Below are 13,268 nucleotides of genomic sequence, written 5' to 3'. Positions count from 1 at the left end.
CCTCGATGCTGCCTGATCAGGCACACTGTAAGGGCTGCCGGCAGTGCTGGATAGAGAATCGCGGCCACGGTCGTGCTCCGCGAAATGTCCACCTTTCCCGTTTTCACCGCGTCAGTCCCGCACCAGGAGGAGCCTCGACGATGACCGGTTCGGCACGCGAGTTGATCGACGCGGTCCAGGCGGAGCTGGCGCCCCGCGACGACGAGAACAGGCTCATCCCGTTGGTCGAGGCGGGTGAGGCGCCGCGCGAGGTCTTCGCCGCGATCGCCGCGGAGGAGTACCGGATCGTCCGTAGTGACTGGCGCAGTTTCCTCCATCTCGCGTCGCGTTCCCAGGAGCAGCGGGCACGGGAGTTCTTCACGGCGTTGGCCTCCGGCGAGGGGCTGGCGCTCGGCAAGCTGGCGGCGCTCGCCGAGGAGTCGCCCGGCTTCGAGCCGCGCGCGGGATGCCAGGCGTACCCGGCGTTCGTCGCCTGGCTCGCGCTCAACGGCGAACCGGCGGACGTCATCGTGGCGATCGTCGCCAACTTCGCCGCCTTCGGCCGGTACTGTGCCGCGATCGCCGCCGCGATGCGCGAGCGGTACGGCTTCGACGACGAGGCCTGCGCCTTCTTCGACTTCTTCGGCGCGCCGTCGCCCGAGCTCGAAGAGCTGGCCGTCCGGGCCGTGCAGGCCGCGCTCGACGTCCATGAACTGTCCGAAAAGGACGCTCGGACGCACGCGCGGCTCTTCCAGTCGTACGAACTGGACTTCTGGAACACTCTCGCCGACGATGGTCGCCGTGACTGACCTCGTAGCCGAGGCCGCGGCGCTGGACGCGGCCGATCCCTTGGCGCACAAGCGAAACGAATTCGACCTCGACGCGGACGTCGCCTATTTCGACGGCAACTCGCTGGGGGCCCCGCCGAAGCACGTGGCCGGACGCGTCGCCGCGGTCGTCCGCGAGCAGTGGGGCGGGCGGCTCATCCGATCCTGGTCGGAGGGCTGGTGGGAGGCTCCGGTGCGGGTCGGTGAACGGATCGCGCCGCTGGTGGGCGCCGCGCCGGGGCAGCTCGTCGTGGCGGATTCGACCAGCGTGAACCTGTTCAAGGCGCTGGTCGCCGCCACCCGGCTCAAGCCCGGCCGCGACGAGATCCTCGTCGACGCGGACACCTTCCCGACCGACGGCTACATCGCCGACGAGGTCGCCCGGCTGACCGGGCGCACGGTGCGCCGGGTCGTCGCCGAGGACCTGCCCGCCCAGGCCGGCGAACGGACGGCCGTCGCGCTGATCAACCACGTCGACTACGTCACCGGGCGCGCCCACGACATGGCCGGACTGACCGCGGCGCTTCACCGCGCCGGGGCACTGGCGCTCTGGGACCTCTGTCACAGCGTCGGCGCGCTGCCGGTCGAGCTCGACGCGGCGGGCGTGGATCTCGCCGTCGGCTGCACCTACAAATTCCTCAACGGTGGTCCCGGCTCGCCCGCTTTCCTTTATGTGGCAACGAAATGGCTGGACCGGTTCGAGCAGCCGCTGGCGGGCTGGGCCGGCGACCGCGACCCGTTCGCGATGCGGGGCGCGTACGAGGCGGACGCGGGTATCGCGCGAGGCCGCGCGGGCACGCCGGACATCCTTTCGCTGCTGGCACTGGACGCGGCCCTCGACGTCTGGGACGGCGTGGACCGCGGGCTGCTCCGGGAGAAGGGCCTCGCGCTCGGCGAGTTCTTCTTCCGGTGCGCCGACGAACTCCTCGACGGCGCGACGATCCCGACCCCGCGCGGTGAAGACCGCGGCCACCAGATCTCGGTCGTCGACGACGACGCGGCCAAGACGATGGCGGCCTTGACCGACCGCGGCGTGATCGGCGACTTCCGGCCGCCCAACGTGCTGAGGTTCGGGCTGGCGCCGCTCTACACGACCTACGGCGAGGTGCTTCGCGCCGTGACGACGCTGCGGGATCTCCGGAGCTGAGCAGGTATTTCGATCATTTTCGAAGGCTCCGGTCTGTCTTCCGGATGACACTGGCGGTGGCGAAAAGGGTGAACGTCATTCGGGAATCCGTGGCAAATAGGTGATCACCTCGCCCCGGCGGGGGAGAACGCGCGATCTTTCGCGAATCCGCTGTTAATCTCGATATTCGCTCGCCGCGTGTGTGACGTAGATCCTTCCCTTGTGGCGTAAGGAAAACCCGCGTCGCCCGTCTTACCGGCGAGGCGCGGGCCGCAGCGCCGGGAGAAGGAGGGGACCATGTCGTTCACCTATGTCGCCGTCGCCGTGTCCGGTGCCGCCTCCGGTTTTCTGCTCAACGAGTTCGGTACCCGGTATCCGGTCGAGACCGCTCTCGTCGTGATCCTCGTCTGCGGGGTGGCGACCTTGTGCTGGGCGGGCGCCCGGATCCTTCGCGACGCCTCCGGGAGGGTCGACGCGCTCCTCGACGACGAGCTCGGCGGTTCCCGCGAAGATCATTTCGCCGAATCGACGGCAATGGGCGGCGGGAATTCTCGATTTCGTGGCGCGAAGGGCGTTACGACGGCGTTGCTCCGCGGTGATGTCGTTCGCAAACCGAACGGTATGTGAAGCTCTGTTCCGAAAGCGTGAGCGAGGTCACGGCGTGTAGTTTTCGTGGACTTTCCGGCTCGGACACGAACGCGCCGAGGTGTGACTTGATCGAGTCCGAAGAGTGCCGATCAAGCCGCTGCCTGCGGTAAACCGCCAGGTGATCTACTGGTGAGTCACTTAGCCGGGCGCCCCGTCCCACGTGGTGGACTTTCCTGGTCCGGCTGCCTCTTGTCAGCAGGTCACGGCCATACGCGACTACCCTTCGCGTCCGGACTTGACTCACCCGTTTGGGTCTCCTAGCGTCTTCGCGGGCGGAGCGGACCACGCTGTGTTGATCCGGCTATCGGATCCCGCGGGTAGGAATCCCCGGCGACCCGACACCAAAAACTGCCGGAAGGAAAACGGACCACGGTGAAGCAGAATTCCCTTCGACGAGGCCGCGGCTCTTCGATTCGTTCGCGCGTTCTGACGATCGCGCTCATTCCGAGCATCGCGCTGATGCTGGTCGGTCTGGCGATCGGCGGGTACCTGATCTCCGACGCGGTCGACGGCCGTGACTACGCGCAGCGAATCCGTGACTCGGAAGCCCCCTCTCTTCCCTTCTTCGTCCAGGTTCAGGAAGAGCGGCGCCTGACGCTGCGCGAGCTCGCCGGCGACCGGTCGCAGCACGCCACGCTCACCGAGCAGCGCGCCAAGACCGACGCCGCCGCCCAGGGCGTCGCCGCGCATCTGCAGAAGTTCGTCGGTGACTCGCCCGACAGCGTGCAGCGCAACATCGCCACGCTGAACGGGCTCCTGCAGAAGGCGCCGCAGATCCGGCAGTCGGCCGACTCCGGCCAGCTCCCGCTGCTGGACGCCTTCACCTTCTACAACCAGATCCTCGACCAGTTCGTCGAGGGCCTCACCGGGCTGGCCCAGGACGCGCCGAACGCCGAGAACGCCTATCAGCGGATCACCGCGGTCCCGTTGTTCACCGCCATCGACCAGATGCAGCGCGCGAACGCCCTCGCCGCCGCGGCCGTCGCCGGCGGCGGCTTCACCGACGAGACCTACCGCGCCTACGTGACCGAGGTCGGTTCCTACCGCTCGCAGCTGGAGTCGTCGGTCTCGCGGATGCTCCCGGACGTCAAGGCGAAGTTCGACCAGCTCGTCGCGAGCGATCCGTGGAAGGCCGTCACCACGGTCGAGAACACCTTCCTGCAGAACAGCAAGGCCACGCTCCCCATCCCCGAGCAGACGTGGCTGCAGGCCGCGCGCGGCGTCAGCGACGCGATGATGCGCGGCTTCGTCGAGCAGAGTGGTACGGCCACGACGCAGGCGGTCGACGACGCCGACCGGACGCTGATCACGTCGGCCATCGCCGCGGCCCTCGCGCTGCTGGTGGCGATCGGCGTGTTCGTCATCGCCCTGCGGCTGTCCAACCGGCTCATCGGACGGCTGGCGCGGCTGCGTGAGGACACCCTCGACGTCGCCGAGATCCGGCTGCCGGAACTGGTGGACCGCGTGCGGGCGGGCGAACCCGTCGACCTCGACGACAAGGGCCACTTCCTCGACCACGGCGACGACGAGATCGGCCAGGTCGCCGAGGCCTTCAACAAGGCGCAGCAGACCGCCATCGCGGCCGCGGTCGAAGAGGCCAAGACCCGTGAGGGCACCAAGACGGTGTTCCTCAACATCGCGCACCGGAGCCAGGTCATCGTGCACCGCCAGCTCAAGGTGCTCGACCAGGCCGAGCGCAAGCAGGAGGACCCGGAGCAGCTGGAAACGCTCTTCCAGCTGGACCACCTCTCGACCCGCGCCCGCCGCAACGCGGAGAACCTGATCATCCTCGGTGGCGGACAGCCCGGCCGTCAGTGGCGCAAGCCGGTGACGCTGGCCGAGCTGACCCGCGGCGCCTCGGCCGAGACCGAGGACTTCGCCAGGGTGAAGACGGCGAAGATGCCCGCGATGGCGGTGCAGGGCCCGGTCGTCGGCGACCTCGTGCACCTGCTCGCCGAGCTGATCGACAACGCGACGTCCTTCTCGCCGCCGCAATCGCGCGTCGAGCTGCGGGGCAACGTGGTCGGCAAGGGTGTCGTGATCGAGGTCGAGGACCAGGGCCTCGGCATCGAGCCAGAACAGGCCGCCGAGCTGAACGCGATGTTGGCCGATCCGCCGGACTTCGGCATCATGGCCCTGTCAGCCGAGCCACGGCTGGGCCTGTTCGTGGTCGCGCGCCTCGCCGCGCGGCACGGGATCTCCGTGCACCTGCGCGAATCCGCGTACGGCGGCACCAGGGCCATCGTGCTCGTCCGCACCGACCTGCTCGCGCCGGTCCCGTCTGATCAGCCGGAGGACGAGGTGGACCCCGAGAGCACCGAGGTGCCGGAAGCCGCGCCGCTGCTTCCGGGCCGTCGTGCCCGCCACCGCACCGAGATCCCCGCGGAGCGGCCCGAGCTGCCCGTGCCGATGCCGGTCGCGCCGCAGCCGCAACCCCAGCAGCAGGCCCCGGAACAACCCGGATCCGCGTTGCCGCCGTTGCCCCCACGTCCGCCACGGGTTCCCCGGCCGGAGACTCCGCGGCCCGAGCCGATCCGCTCCGAGCCCGTGCGTGCCGAGGGTCGTCCGCAGCCGGCGCAGCCGCCGGCGTGGCCGCCCGCCGACACCCGGCCGCAGGACGGCCGTCCGCCGCAGACCCGGCGGCCCGGCCCCGAGGCGCCCGGCAGGCCACCGCTGCCGCAGCGCCGCCGTCAGGCGAACCTGGTCCCCCAGCTGATGGAGGACCGGCCCGCCGCCCAGCGCGAGGACGTCCGCGAGGACACCCCCGAGCTGGCGAGGAACCGCCTCGCCGCGTTCCAACAGGGCACGCGCCGCGCGCGGGACACCGAACCGACCGACGATTACACCGACCTCGACATGTACGGAGATCGTGACTAGATGGCCAACGCGGGAGTCAGTGAACTCGACTGGTTGCTGGATGACCTGGTCAAGCGCGTCAGCGGTGCCGACAGGGCGGTAGTCCTGTCCTCCGACGGCCTGCTCATCGGTCGGTCCGGGAACCTGTCGGAGCAGGACGGTGAGCACCTGTCCGCGGTCGCGTCGGCGTTCCAGAGCCTCGCGCGGGGCACGGGACGGCATTTCGGTGGCGGCAACGTCCGCCAGACCATGGTCGAGATGGACCACGCCTTCCTGTTCGTCACCGCGGCGGGCCGCGGTGCGTGCCTCGCGCTGCTGGCGAAGGAGGACGCGGACATGGGCCTCGTGGCCTACGAGATGAACCTGATGGTCAAACGGGTCGGCGCGGTGCTCACCTCAGCGCCCCGCGCCGCGACTCCCACGTCGCCATGAGCGGGCGGCACGAGTCGTGGTTCGAGGAGGAGGCCGGGCCGCTGGTCCGGTCGTACGCCGTCACGGGCGGGCGCACCCGCTCGGACACGATCGGCCTCGACCTGATCACCCTGGTGGTCGCGATGCGCTCCTCGCAGGAGGTGGCGGGCTTCGAGCCGGAGTACGGGCGGATCCTCAACCTGTGCCAGAGACCGACTTCCGTCGCGGAGGTCGCCGCGCGCATAGACCTGCCGCTGCCGGTGGTGAAGGTGCTGCTGAGCGACCTCATCGAACAGAACCTCGTGCTGTTCCGCACCGCGACCCCGGTCACCGACACCCCCAACAAACACGTACTCCAGGCGGTTCTTGATGGCATCCGGAAACTCTGAGCCCCGGCGATCCTTGACCGCGAACGCGGTCAAGGTTCTCATCGCCGGCGGGTTCGGGGTCGGTAAGACCACGATGGTCGGTTCGGTCAGCGAGGTTCCCCCGCTGCGCACCGAGGAGGTCATCACCGCGGCGTCCGAGGGCGTCGACGACCTCACCGGTGTCGAGAAGAAAACGACCACCACGGTGGCGCTCGACTTCGGCCGGATCACCATCAACCCCGAGCTGATCCTTTACCTGTTCGGCACGCCCGGACAGGACCGGTTCTGGTTCATGTGGGACGAGCTGGCCGAAGGCGCGCTGGGCGCGGTCGTGCTGGCCGACACTAGGCGGCTCGACAGCTGCTTCGCGGCCGTGGACTTCTTCGAGCGCCGCGGACTGCCGTTCGTCGTCGCCGTCAACTGCTTCGACAACGCCTACCGTTACGGCACCGAGGAGGTCCGGCAGGCGCTCGACGTCGGCATGGACGTCCCGCTGCTGCTGTGCGACGCGCGGGAACGCGATTCGACGAAGCAGGTGTTGACCGTGCTGATGGAGCACGTGCTGACGCTGTCGGACCTGGCCGCGGGGCTGCCACAGGGCCGCTGACGCCCCTCGCCGTTGTGCAATGAAGGACGCTTTCATCGCAAATCTTGCGATGAAAGCGTCCTTCATGTCATCCGAGGCGGGGGCTCAGGGACTTGCGGCGGCGGAGCAGGGTGTCGAGGGCGTAGGTGCCCGGTCCCACCACCGCGAACAGCAGGAAGATCCAGGAGTACAGCGCGGCCGTCTCGCCCTTGTTCTGCAACGGCAGCAGCGCGTCGGGCTGGTGTACGACGAAGTACGCGTACGCCATCGTGCCCGAGAGCAGCACCGCGACCGGGCGGGTGAACAGGCCCGCCAGGATCAGCAGCGAGCCGACCGTTTCGATCACCCCGGCGTACCAGCCCGGCCAGGTGGCGAACGGTACGGCGGGCTTGTCGAACAGGCCCATCTTCTGCAGGCCGTGGCAGAGGAAGAGGAACGAGACCACAACGCGGACGACGGAGAGGGCCAGTCCCTGCCACTTGGGAGAGGTCGGGCCGACTTCCGTGGTCGTGGCGGCGGCTGTCTGGGTCATGACGCATCCTTCCGGCTCAAGGTGGTCTAAACCATTGATGCGATAGAGGATGCCGGATACCCCCATCGGCAGGGAACTTTCTTTCGGGGGGTAATTCCATGGTATGCCCCGTTTATTGACAGCGAATCGACAGGTTCGCGATAAAAAGGCCCCTTTCCTGGAATGGTTCCAGGAAAGGGGCCTCGCGTTTTCCGTTCAGCGGCGGCGGCGCAAGGTGTCGAGGGCGTAGGTGCCCGGGCCGATCGCGGCGATCAGCAGGAAGATCCAGCAGTAGAGGGTCGACAGCTCGCCCATGTTCTGCAGCGGCAGCAGGCCTTCCGGCGCGTGCACGGTGAAGTAGGCGTAGGCCATGACACCGGAGAGGAGCACCGCGACCGGCCGGGTGAACAGACCGACCAGCACGAAGGCGGCGCCGACGAGTTCGATCACGCTGCCGTACCAGCCGGGCCAGGAACCGAGCTCGACCGAGCCGCCCGCACCGTCGACGCCACCGAAGAATCCGAATCCCTGCAAACCGTGGCAGAGGAAGAGGAACGAGACGACGATCCGGACGGCGGACTGGATCGCGCCCTGTGCCTTGGCGGCACGCGGGGTGGTGGTGGCGGCGGTGGTCTTGGCGGGGGTGATGGTCTGCGTCATGGTTCCGGTCCTTCCGGGAGTGTCTGTCGGGCGGCTTCTGACAACGCGTCGGACAGGCCCGGCGTGAATCGACATCCGCGCGGAAACTTTTTTCGCGGGCCGGTCACATCACCCGGTCGGAGCAAGGCCAGACTGGACGGCATGGCGGGTAAGACGAGTGCCGGGATCCTGCTCTTCCGCAGGTCGGGCGAGGTGACCGAGGTGCTGCTCGGGCATATGGGCGGGCCGTTCTGGGCGAAGAAGGACGCGGGCGGCTGGTCGGTGCCCAAGGGCGAGTACGAGCCGGACGAGGCACCGGAGGCCGCGGCGCGGCGCGAGTTCCAGGAGGAACTGGGGTTGCCGGCGCCCGAGGGGGAGTACCTCCCGCTCGGCGTCGTGAAGCAGTCCGGCGGCAAGGTCGTGACGGTCTGGGCGGTGGAGGGCGACCTCGACCCGGCTCAAGTGGTGCCGGGCACCTTCGAGATGGAGTGGCCGCCGCGGTCGGGCCGGACGCAGGAGTTCCCGGAGGTCGACAGGGTCGCCTGGTTCGCGCTGGCCGAAGCGGAGGAGAAGCTGCTCAAAGGCCAGCGCCCGTTCCTCGTCCGGCTGGGTGAACTGCTCAACGGTTGAGTAACTCGCCGAGTGGTTTGTCGGCCAGCGAACCCAGTACGAGGTCGGCGTGGTCGAAGTTCAGTACCGCGGTGATCTCGTTCGGCACGGCGACGCATTCGAGCCCGGCGGCCTTCGCCGCGGTGACGCCGTGCGGTGAGTCCTCGAACGCGATCGCCTCGGCCGCGGGCAGGTCCAGCGCGGCGAGCGCGGCAAGGTAGAGGTCCGGGCTCGGCTTCGCCTCGTGGAGGTCACCGGTGAGGACGGCCTCGAACGCGTCCGCGAGGCCCAGGCGGTTCAGGTGCGTAGTGACCCAGTCGCCGGTCGAACTGGACGCGATGGCCAGCCGCAGGCCGTGCTCCTTCGCGTCCGCGAGGTACTTCACGACGCCGGGACGTGGCCCCGCCGACTCCAGCAGCTCGGTGACCCTGGCGCGGACGCCGGTGCGGACCGCGACCCTGTCCAGGTTCTCGTCGTTCTTCTCCAGTAGTTCGAACATCGCGACGGCGGTGTTCTGCGTGCCGATCACGGTGTGCCAGACGTCGAGGGGGAGCTCGCCGCCGCGAGCGCGGAAGGTCTCCTGCCAGGCCGCGAGGACGGCCGCCTCGGTGTCGACCAGCGTCCCGTCGAAGTCGAAGATCAATGCGCCGGTCATGGGACGAGTCTACGTCTTGACTCACTGAGTGGTACGGATTACCGTACGCATTCGTTAGGAAACTTACCAAACGAACATGTGTACTCGAAGTGAACGCCGCGCACCCGTCCCTCTCAACCCGCCGCCACGGATTCCCGGGGAGATCGATGTGAAGGCCCGAACCCGACTACTGCCACTAGGCGCGGCCGTCATCCTGTTGCCGACGCTGCTCAGCGGTAACGCACAAGCCGCTGATGTCCTTTTGTCCCAAGGTAAACCCGTCCTCGTCTCCTCGGTGGAGAACTCCTCTTACGGCGGTCCGCTCGCCGTCGACGGCAAGAGCACCACCCGCTGGGCGAGCGCGGAAGGCGTGGACCCGCAGTTCATCCGCGTCGACCTCGGCGGCCCTTCGGCCATCAACCGGGTCAAGCTGAACTGGGAAGCGGCGTACGCCACCGCGTACCGGCTGGAAGTCTCCAACGACGGCTCGGCGTGGACCTCGATCAAGTCCGTCACCAACGGCAACGGCGGGACCGACGACCTCACCGGGTTGGCCGCCCGCGGCCGGTACCTGCGCCTCGTCGGCACCAAACGCGCCACCAGTTACGGCTACTCCCTTTGGGAGATGCAGGTTTACGGGACGTCGGACTCCTCCGGCGACACGCAGGCGCCCACCGCGCCGGCGAATCTCAAGGCCGGTTCGGTCACCGCGTCCACTGTGGACCTGACGTGGACCGGCTCGACGGACAACGTCGGCGTCAGCGGCTACGAGGTGCTGCGGAACGGCCAGGTCGTCGGCACTACGGAAAGCGCTTCCTATACCGACAGCGGGCTGAGCGCGTCGACCGCGTACACGTACACCGTCCGCGCGAAGGACGCCGCCGGCAACACCTCGGCGACCAGCAACCAGATCCAGGCGACCACACAGGCGGGCGGTTCGTCGTTCGTCCTCGCCGCCTCCGGCGACATCGCCGAACAGTGCACCGCTTCGTCGTCTTCGTGCATCCACCCGAAGACGGCCGCGCTGGTCGGCCAGATGAACCCGGCCGCGGTCATCACCATGGGCGACAACCAGTACGACGACGCCCACATCGAGGACTTCACGAAGTACTTCGACAAGACCTGGGGCAAGTACAAGAACATCATGCACCCGGTCCCCGGCAACCACGAGACCTACGACCACACTCCGCTGGGCGCCTACAAGCAGTACTTCGGCAAGATCGCGACGCCGAACGGGAAGACCTACTACAGCTGGGAAATGGGCAACTGGCACTTCGTCGCCATCGACAGCACGGAGTTCTCGCCCGGCCTCGCCGCGAACGCGATCAGCGACGAGCAGCTGAACTGGATCAAGCAGGACCTGAAGAACAACACGAAGCCCTGCGTCGCCGCGTACTACCACCACCCGCGCTACACCTCCGGTGACCACGGCGACAACAGCAAGATGGCCACCCTCTGGGAGACCCTGGTCCAGAACAAGGTCGACCTGGTGCTCAACGGGCACGACCACCACTACGAACGGTTCTACCCGCAGAACGCCGACGGCGACAAGGACCCCGCGGGTCCGGTGCAGATCATCGGCGGCGGTGGCGGGGCGAGCCTGTACCCGGTCAAGACGGAGCACCCGGCCACGGCGAAGGCGATCTCGACCTACGGGGTGCTCAAGCTGAACATGTCGGACAACGCCTTCTCGACCCAGCTGATCGGTCTCGACGGCAAGACCATCGACTCCTCTCCCACCTACACCTGCCACTGATCCCCGTGAGGAGGTGCCGCGTCGCGGCCCGGCACCTCCTCACGGCGCTGGAGGTCTCCCATGTACATAGCCACCAGTAGAGGAGCGGACGCCGCGGCGGATGTCCCGAAGAGCGGTGTGAAACGGGCCGTCACCGGGAACGTCGTCGCGCTCGGCCTGGTCAGCCTGGTCACCGACATCTCGTCGGAGATGGTGACCGCGGTACTCCCGCTCTACCTCGTCCTCGGCCTCGGCCTGAGTCCGCTGCAGTTCGGTGTGCTCGACGGCCTCTACTCCGGTGTCACCGCCGTCGTCCGGCTCGTCGGCGGCCACCTCGCGGACCGCTGGCAGAAACTCAAGGCGGTCGCCTGCTTCGGTTACGGGCTCTCGGCACTGGGCAAGATCGGCCTGATGCTGGCGGGTTCGTCCACCGTCGCGATCGGTGCCGTGCTCGCGGCAGACCGCACCGGCAAAGGCGTCCGGACCGCGCCGCGGGACGCGCTGATCACCTTGAGCAGCGACCCGGAACACCTCGGCCGCGCGTTCGGTGTGCACCGCGCGATGGACACCTTCGGCGCGTTCCTCGGACCGCTGGTCGCGATGGCGGTGCTCTGGCTCAGCCTCGGCAGCTACGACTCTGTGTTCTTCACGAGCTTCTGCATCGCCGCGATCGGCGTGATCATCCTGGTGGTGCTGGTCAAGGACCATCAGCCGAAGCCGCGAGCCGAGCGGCCCAAGGTCTCCTTGCGCGAGACCGCCGGCCTGATCCGGCAGGCGTCGTTCCGCCGGATCTGCGTCTGGGCGGCGCTGCTGGGCCTGGTCACCCTCAGCGACTCGTTCCTCTACCTCGTGCTGCAGCGCCGTTGGGAACTCGGCGCGGTCTTCTTTCCCTTGCTGCCATTGGGAACCGCCGGTGTGTACCTGCTGCTCGCCGTTCCGCTCGGCAGGCTTTCGGACCGGATCGGCCGCTGGAAGGTGTTCCTCGGCGGGCACGTCGCGCTGGTCGTCGCGCTGCTGGCGCTGCTCGGGCCGGTGGACGGCGGCATCCTCGCGGTGCTGGCGCTCGTGCTGCACGGTGTCTTCTACGCGGCCACCGACGGTGTCCTGATGGCCGCCGCCGGGCCGCTGCTGCCCGAGCACCAGCGGGCGAGCGGGCTGGCGCTGGTGCAGACCGGGCAGGCGACCACGCGGATGCTCGCGTCCGTCCTTTTCGGACTCGCCTGGACCACGTGGGATCTGCACGCCGCGGTCCTGGTCGCCGCGGGCGCGCTGGCCGTGGTGGTCGTCGTCGCCGCCGTGCTCCGTCCTTTGCGGACATACGCATGAAAGCGCGGATCCTCGGAGTGGTGGCGGCCGTCGTCGTCTTGATCGCGGCGGCCGTCGGCTACGGTGTCGTCTCCCGGGACCGCGGACCGGACGTCAACGCCGTCGCCGTCGTGTCCGGGCAACCCGTTTCGGTGCAGGCGAAGGGACAGCTACTGTTCCGCAACACCGCCGAAGGCCCCGACTTCGGCCATCTCGCGACCGTCCCGGTCGACCGGCCCGGCGAGCCGAGGAAGGTGTCCGGCCTCAGCTGCGACCGGTTCGCCGCCTCGGCGGGGACCGCGCTGTGCCTGGCCGCGCAACCCGGCGTGCTGCCGCCGATGACCGACGTCATCGTGCTGGACAAGGACCTCAAGGAGATCCGCCGGATCGAACTGCCCGGCACCCCCAGCCGCGGCCGGGTCTCGCCGGACGGGAAGCTCGCCTACTGGACGCTGTTCGTCAACGGGGATTCCTATGCGGAGACAGGGTTTTCGACCAGGGCGGGGATCTTCGACCTGACGACCGGGAAACTGATGAAGAGCATCGAGGAGATGGGGCTCCTGCTCGACGGCAAGCCGTACTACTCGTCCGACGTGAACTACTGGGGGATCACCTTCACCCCCGACGGCAAGCGCTTCTACGCGACTGTGGGGACGAAGGGGAAGACGTACCTGGTCGAGGCGGACTACGAGAAGCTCGTCGCGAGGATGATCCGGGAGAACGTCGAATGCCCGTCGCTCTCACCGGACGGGAAGCGGATCGCCTTCAAGAAGAAGGTTTCCGCCGACCTCGCGGCGCCGTGGCGGCTCGCCGTCCTCGACCTGGCCTCCGGGAAGGAGACCATGCTGGCCGAGACGCGCAGCGTGGACGACCAGGCGACCTGGCTCGACGACCGGACCGTGGCGTACGGCGTGGACTCGGCGATCTGGGCGGTTCCGGCGGACGGGAGCGGGGCGGCCCGGGTGGTGGTCGAGCAGGGCAGTTCGCCGGCGGGCGTGTAGTGGGCTCGTGAGTGGTAAGGACGGTTCTATTGA

General features: G+C 68.4%; 14 protein-coding genes. 11 read left to right on the top strand and 3 right to left on the bottom strand.

Annotation, left to right across the window (positions count from 1 at the left end; genetic code table 11):
• Positions 1–140 precede the first annotated feature (140 nt).
• From AC069H_RS08245 to AC069H_RS08215, 7 genes are all read left to right on the top strand, one after another.
• A complete protein-coding gene (locus AC069H_RS08245) occupies positions 141–788 on the top strand; it encodes a transcriptional regulator (RefSeq protein WP_478231782.1) in 648 nt (215 codons plus the stop codon).
• A complete protein-coding gene (locus AC069H_RS08240; RefSeq protein WP_478231781.1) occupies positions 772–1,953 on the top strand; it encodes a kynureninase in 1,182 nt (393 codons plus the stop codon). Before AC069H_RS08245 ends, AC069H_RS08240 begins: the two co-directional genes overlap by 17 nt.
• Before the next feature lie 276 nt (positions 1,954–2,229).
• Positions 2,230–2,559 carry a hypothetical protein gene (locus AC069H_RS08235; RefSeq protein ID WP_478228647.1) on the top strand — a complete coding sequence of 110 codons (330 nt, stop codon included), beginning with the start codon at positions 2,230–2,232 and terminating at the stop codon, positions 2,557–2,559.
• A 393-nt stretch (positions 2,560–2,952) separates the two neighbouring features.
• Positions 2,953–5,457: a sensor histidine kinase gene (locus tag AC069H_RS08230; RefSeq protein ID WP_478231780.1), complete on the top strand. Its 2,505-nt coding sequence runs from the start codon at positions 2,953–2,955 to the stop codon at positions 5,455–5,457.
• The gene (locus tag AC069H_RS08225; protein WP_037341577.1) at positions 5,458–5,868 is read left to right on the top strand and encodes a roadblock/LC7 domain-containing protein; all 411 of its coding nucleotides are present in this window, start codon (positions 5,458–5,460) and stop codon (positions 5,866–5,868) included. It begins immediately after the preceding gene.
• Entirely contained in the window at positions 5,865–6,236 is a 372-nt protein-coding gene (locus AC069H_RS08220) for a DUF742 domain-containing protein (protein WP_034315285.1), read from the top strand. The genes AC069H_RS08225 and AC069H_RS08220 overlap by 4 nt, the downstream gene beginning before the upstream one ends.
• Positions 6,217–6,822 carry a GTP-binding protein gene (locus AC069H_RS08215; RefSeq protein WP_478228649.1) on the top strand — a complete coding sequence of 202 codons (606 nt, stop codon included), beginning with the start codon at positions 6,217–6,219 and terminating at the stop codon, positions 6,820–6,822. The genes AC069H_RS08220 and AC069H_RS08215 overlap by 20 nt, the downstream gene beginning before the upstream one ends.
• 67 nt (positions 6,823–6,889) lie before the next feature.
• On the opposite strand, the gene AC069H_RS08210 is transcribed toward AC069H_RS08215, so the two are convergent.
• Together AC069H_RS08210 and AC069H_RS08205 are read right to left on the bottom strand one after the other, a co-directional pair.
• On the bottom strand, positions 6,890–7,333 hold the full coding sequence (locus AC069H_RS08210) for a DoxX family protein (protein ID WP_478231779.1): 444 nt from the start codon (positions 7,331–7,333) through the stop codon (positions 6,890–6,892).
• A gap of 195 nt (positions 7,334–7,528) precedes the next feature.
• Positions 7,529–7,972 carry a DoxX family protein gene (locus AC069H_RS08205; protein ID WP_478228651.1) on the bottom strand — a complete coding sequence of 148 codons (444 nt, stop codon included), beginning with the start codon at positions 7,970–7,972 and terminating at the stop codon, positions 7,529–7,531.
• A 141-nt stretch (positions 7,973–8,113) separates the two neighbouring features.
• Here AC069H_RS08205 and AC069H_RS08200 point away from each other — a divergent pair, with 141 nt between their 5' ends.
• Positions 8,114–8,581: an NUDIX hydrolase gene (locus AC069H_RS08200; protein ID WP_340683668.1), complete on the top strand. Its 468-nt coding sequence runs from the start codon at positions 8,114–8,116 to the stop codon at positions 8,579–8,581.
• Here AC069H_RS08200 and AC069H_RS08195 read toward each other — a convergent pair.
• Complete coding sequence (locus AC069H_RS08195; protein WP_478228653.1) at positions 8,571–9,215, bottom strand: HAD family hydrolase; 645 nt, start codon at positions 9,213–9,215, stop codon at positions 8,571–8,573. The two genes, AC069H_RS08200 and AC069H_RS08195, sit on opposite strands and share 11 nt — an antisense overlap.
• A gap of 148 nt (positions 9,216–9,363) precedes the next feature.
• On the opposite strand from AC069H_RS08195, the gene AC069H_RS08190 reads away from it, so the two are divergent.
• From AC069H_RS08190 to AC069H_RS08180, 3 genes are read left to right on the top strand one after another with little or no spacing between them, the layout of a single operon-like run.
• On the top strand, positions 9,364–10,950 hold the full coding sequence (locus AC069H_RS08190; RefSeq protein ID WP_478231778.1) for a discoidin domain-containing protein: 1,587 nt from the start codon (positions 9,364–9,366) through the stop codon (positions 10,948–10,950).
• A gap of 60 nt (positions 10,951–11,010) precedes the next feature.
• A complete protein-coding gene (locus tag AC069H_RS08185) occupies positions 11,011–12,255 on the top strand; it encodes an MFS transporter (RefSeq protein WP_478228655.1) in 1,245 nt (414 codons plus the stop codon).
• Positions 12,252–13,235: a TolB family protein gene (locus AC069H_RS08180; RefSeq protein WP_478231777.1), complete on the top strand. Its 984-nt coding sequence runs from the start codon at positions 12,252–12,254 to the stop codon at positions 13,233–13,235. The genes AC069H_RS08185 and AC069H_RS08180 overlap by 4 nt, the downstream gene beginning before the upstream one ends.
• Positions 13,236–13,268 lie beyond the last annotated feature (33 nt).

It is taken from the genome of Amycolatopsis sp. NPDC043887 (genome assembly GCF_056435665.1).
Note: the sequence above shows the minus strand (reverse complement) of the source record. Positions and strands in the feature narration are given on the sequence as shown.

What these genes read in the sequence shown, in the direction of transcription:
- AC069H_RS08245 (WP_478231782.1), top strand. Translation starts at nt 141, where the DNA reads ATGACCGGTTCGGCACGCGAGTTGATCGACGCGGTCCAGGCGGAGCTG.
- AC069H_RS08240 (WP_478231781.1), top strand. Translation starts at nt 772, where the DNA reads ATGGTCGCCGTGACTGACCTCGTAGCCGAGGCCGCGGCGCTGGACGCG.
- AC069H_RS08235 (WP_478228647.1), top strand. Translation starts at nt 2,230, where the DNA reads ATGTCGTTCACCTATGTCGCCGTCGCCGTGTCCGGTGCCGCCTCCGGT.
- AC069H_RS08225 (WP_037341577.1), top strand. Translation starts at nt 5,458, where the DNA reads ATGGCCAACGCGGGAGTCAGTGAACTCGACTGGTTGCTGGATGACCTG.
- AC069H_RS08220 (WP_034315285.1), top strand. Translation starts at nt 5,865, where the DNA reads ATGAGCGGGCGGCACGAGTCGTGGTTCGAGGAGGAGGCCGGGCCGCTG.
- AC069H_RS08215 (WP_478228649.1), top strand. Translation starts at nt 6,217, where the DNA reads ATGGCATCCGGAAACTCTGAGCCCCGGCGATCCTTGACCGCGAACGCG.
- AC069H_RS08210 (WP_478231779.1), bottom strand. Translation starts at nt 7,333, where the DNA reads ATGACCCAGACAGCCGCCGCCACGACCACGGAAGTCGGCCCGACCTCT.
- AC069H_RS08205 (WP_478228651.1), bottom strand. Translation starts at nt 7,972, where the DNA reads ATGACGCAGACCATCACCCCCGCCAAGACCACCGCCGCCACCACCACC.
- AC069H_RS08200 (WP_340683668.1), top strand. Translation starts at nt 8,114, where the DNA reads ATGGCGGGTAAGACGAGTGCCGGGATCCTGCTCTTCCGCAGGTCGGGC.
- AC069H_RS08195 (WP_478228653.1), bottom strand. Translation starts at nt 9,215, where the DNA reads ATGACCGGCGCATTGATCTTCGACTTCGACGGGACGCTGGTCGACACC.
- AC069H_RS08185 (WP_478228655.1), top strand. Translation starts at nt 11,011, where the DNA reads ATGTACATAGCCACCAGTAGAGGAGCGGACGCCGCGGCGGATGTCCCG.
- AC069H_RS08180 (WP_478231777.1), top strand. Translation starts at nt 12,252, where the DNA reads ATGAAAGCGCGGATCCTCGGAGTGGTGGCGGCCGTCGTCGTCTTGATC.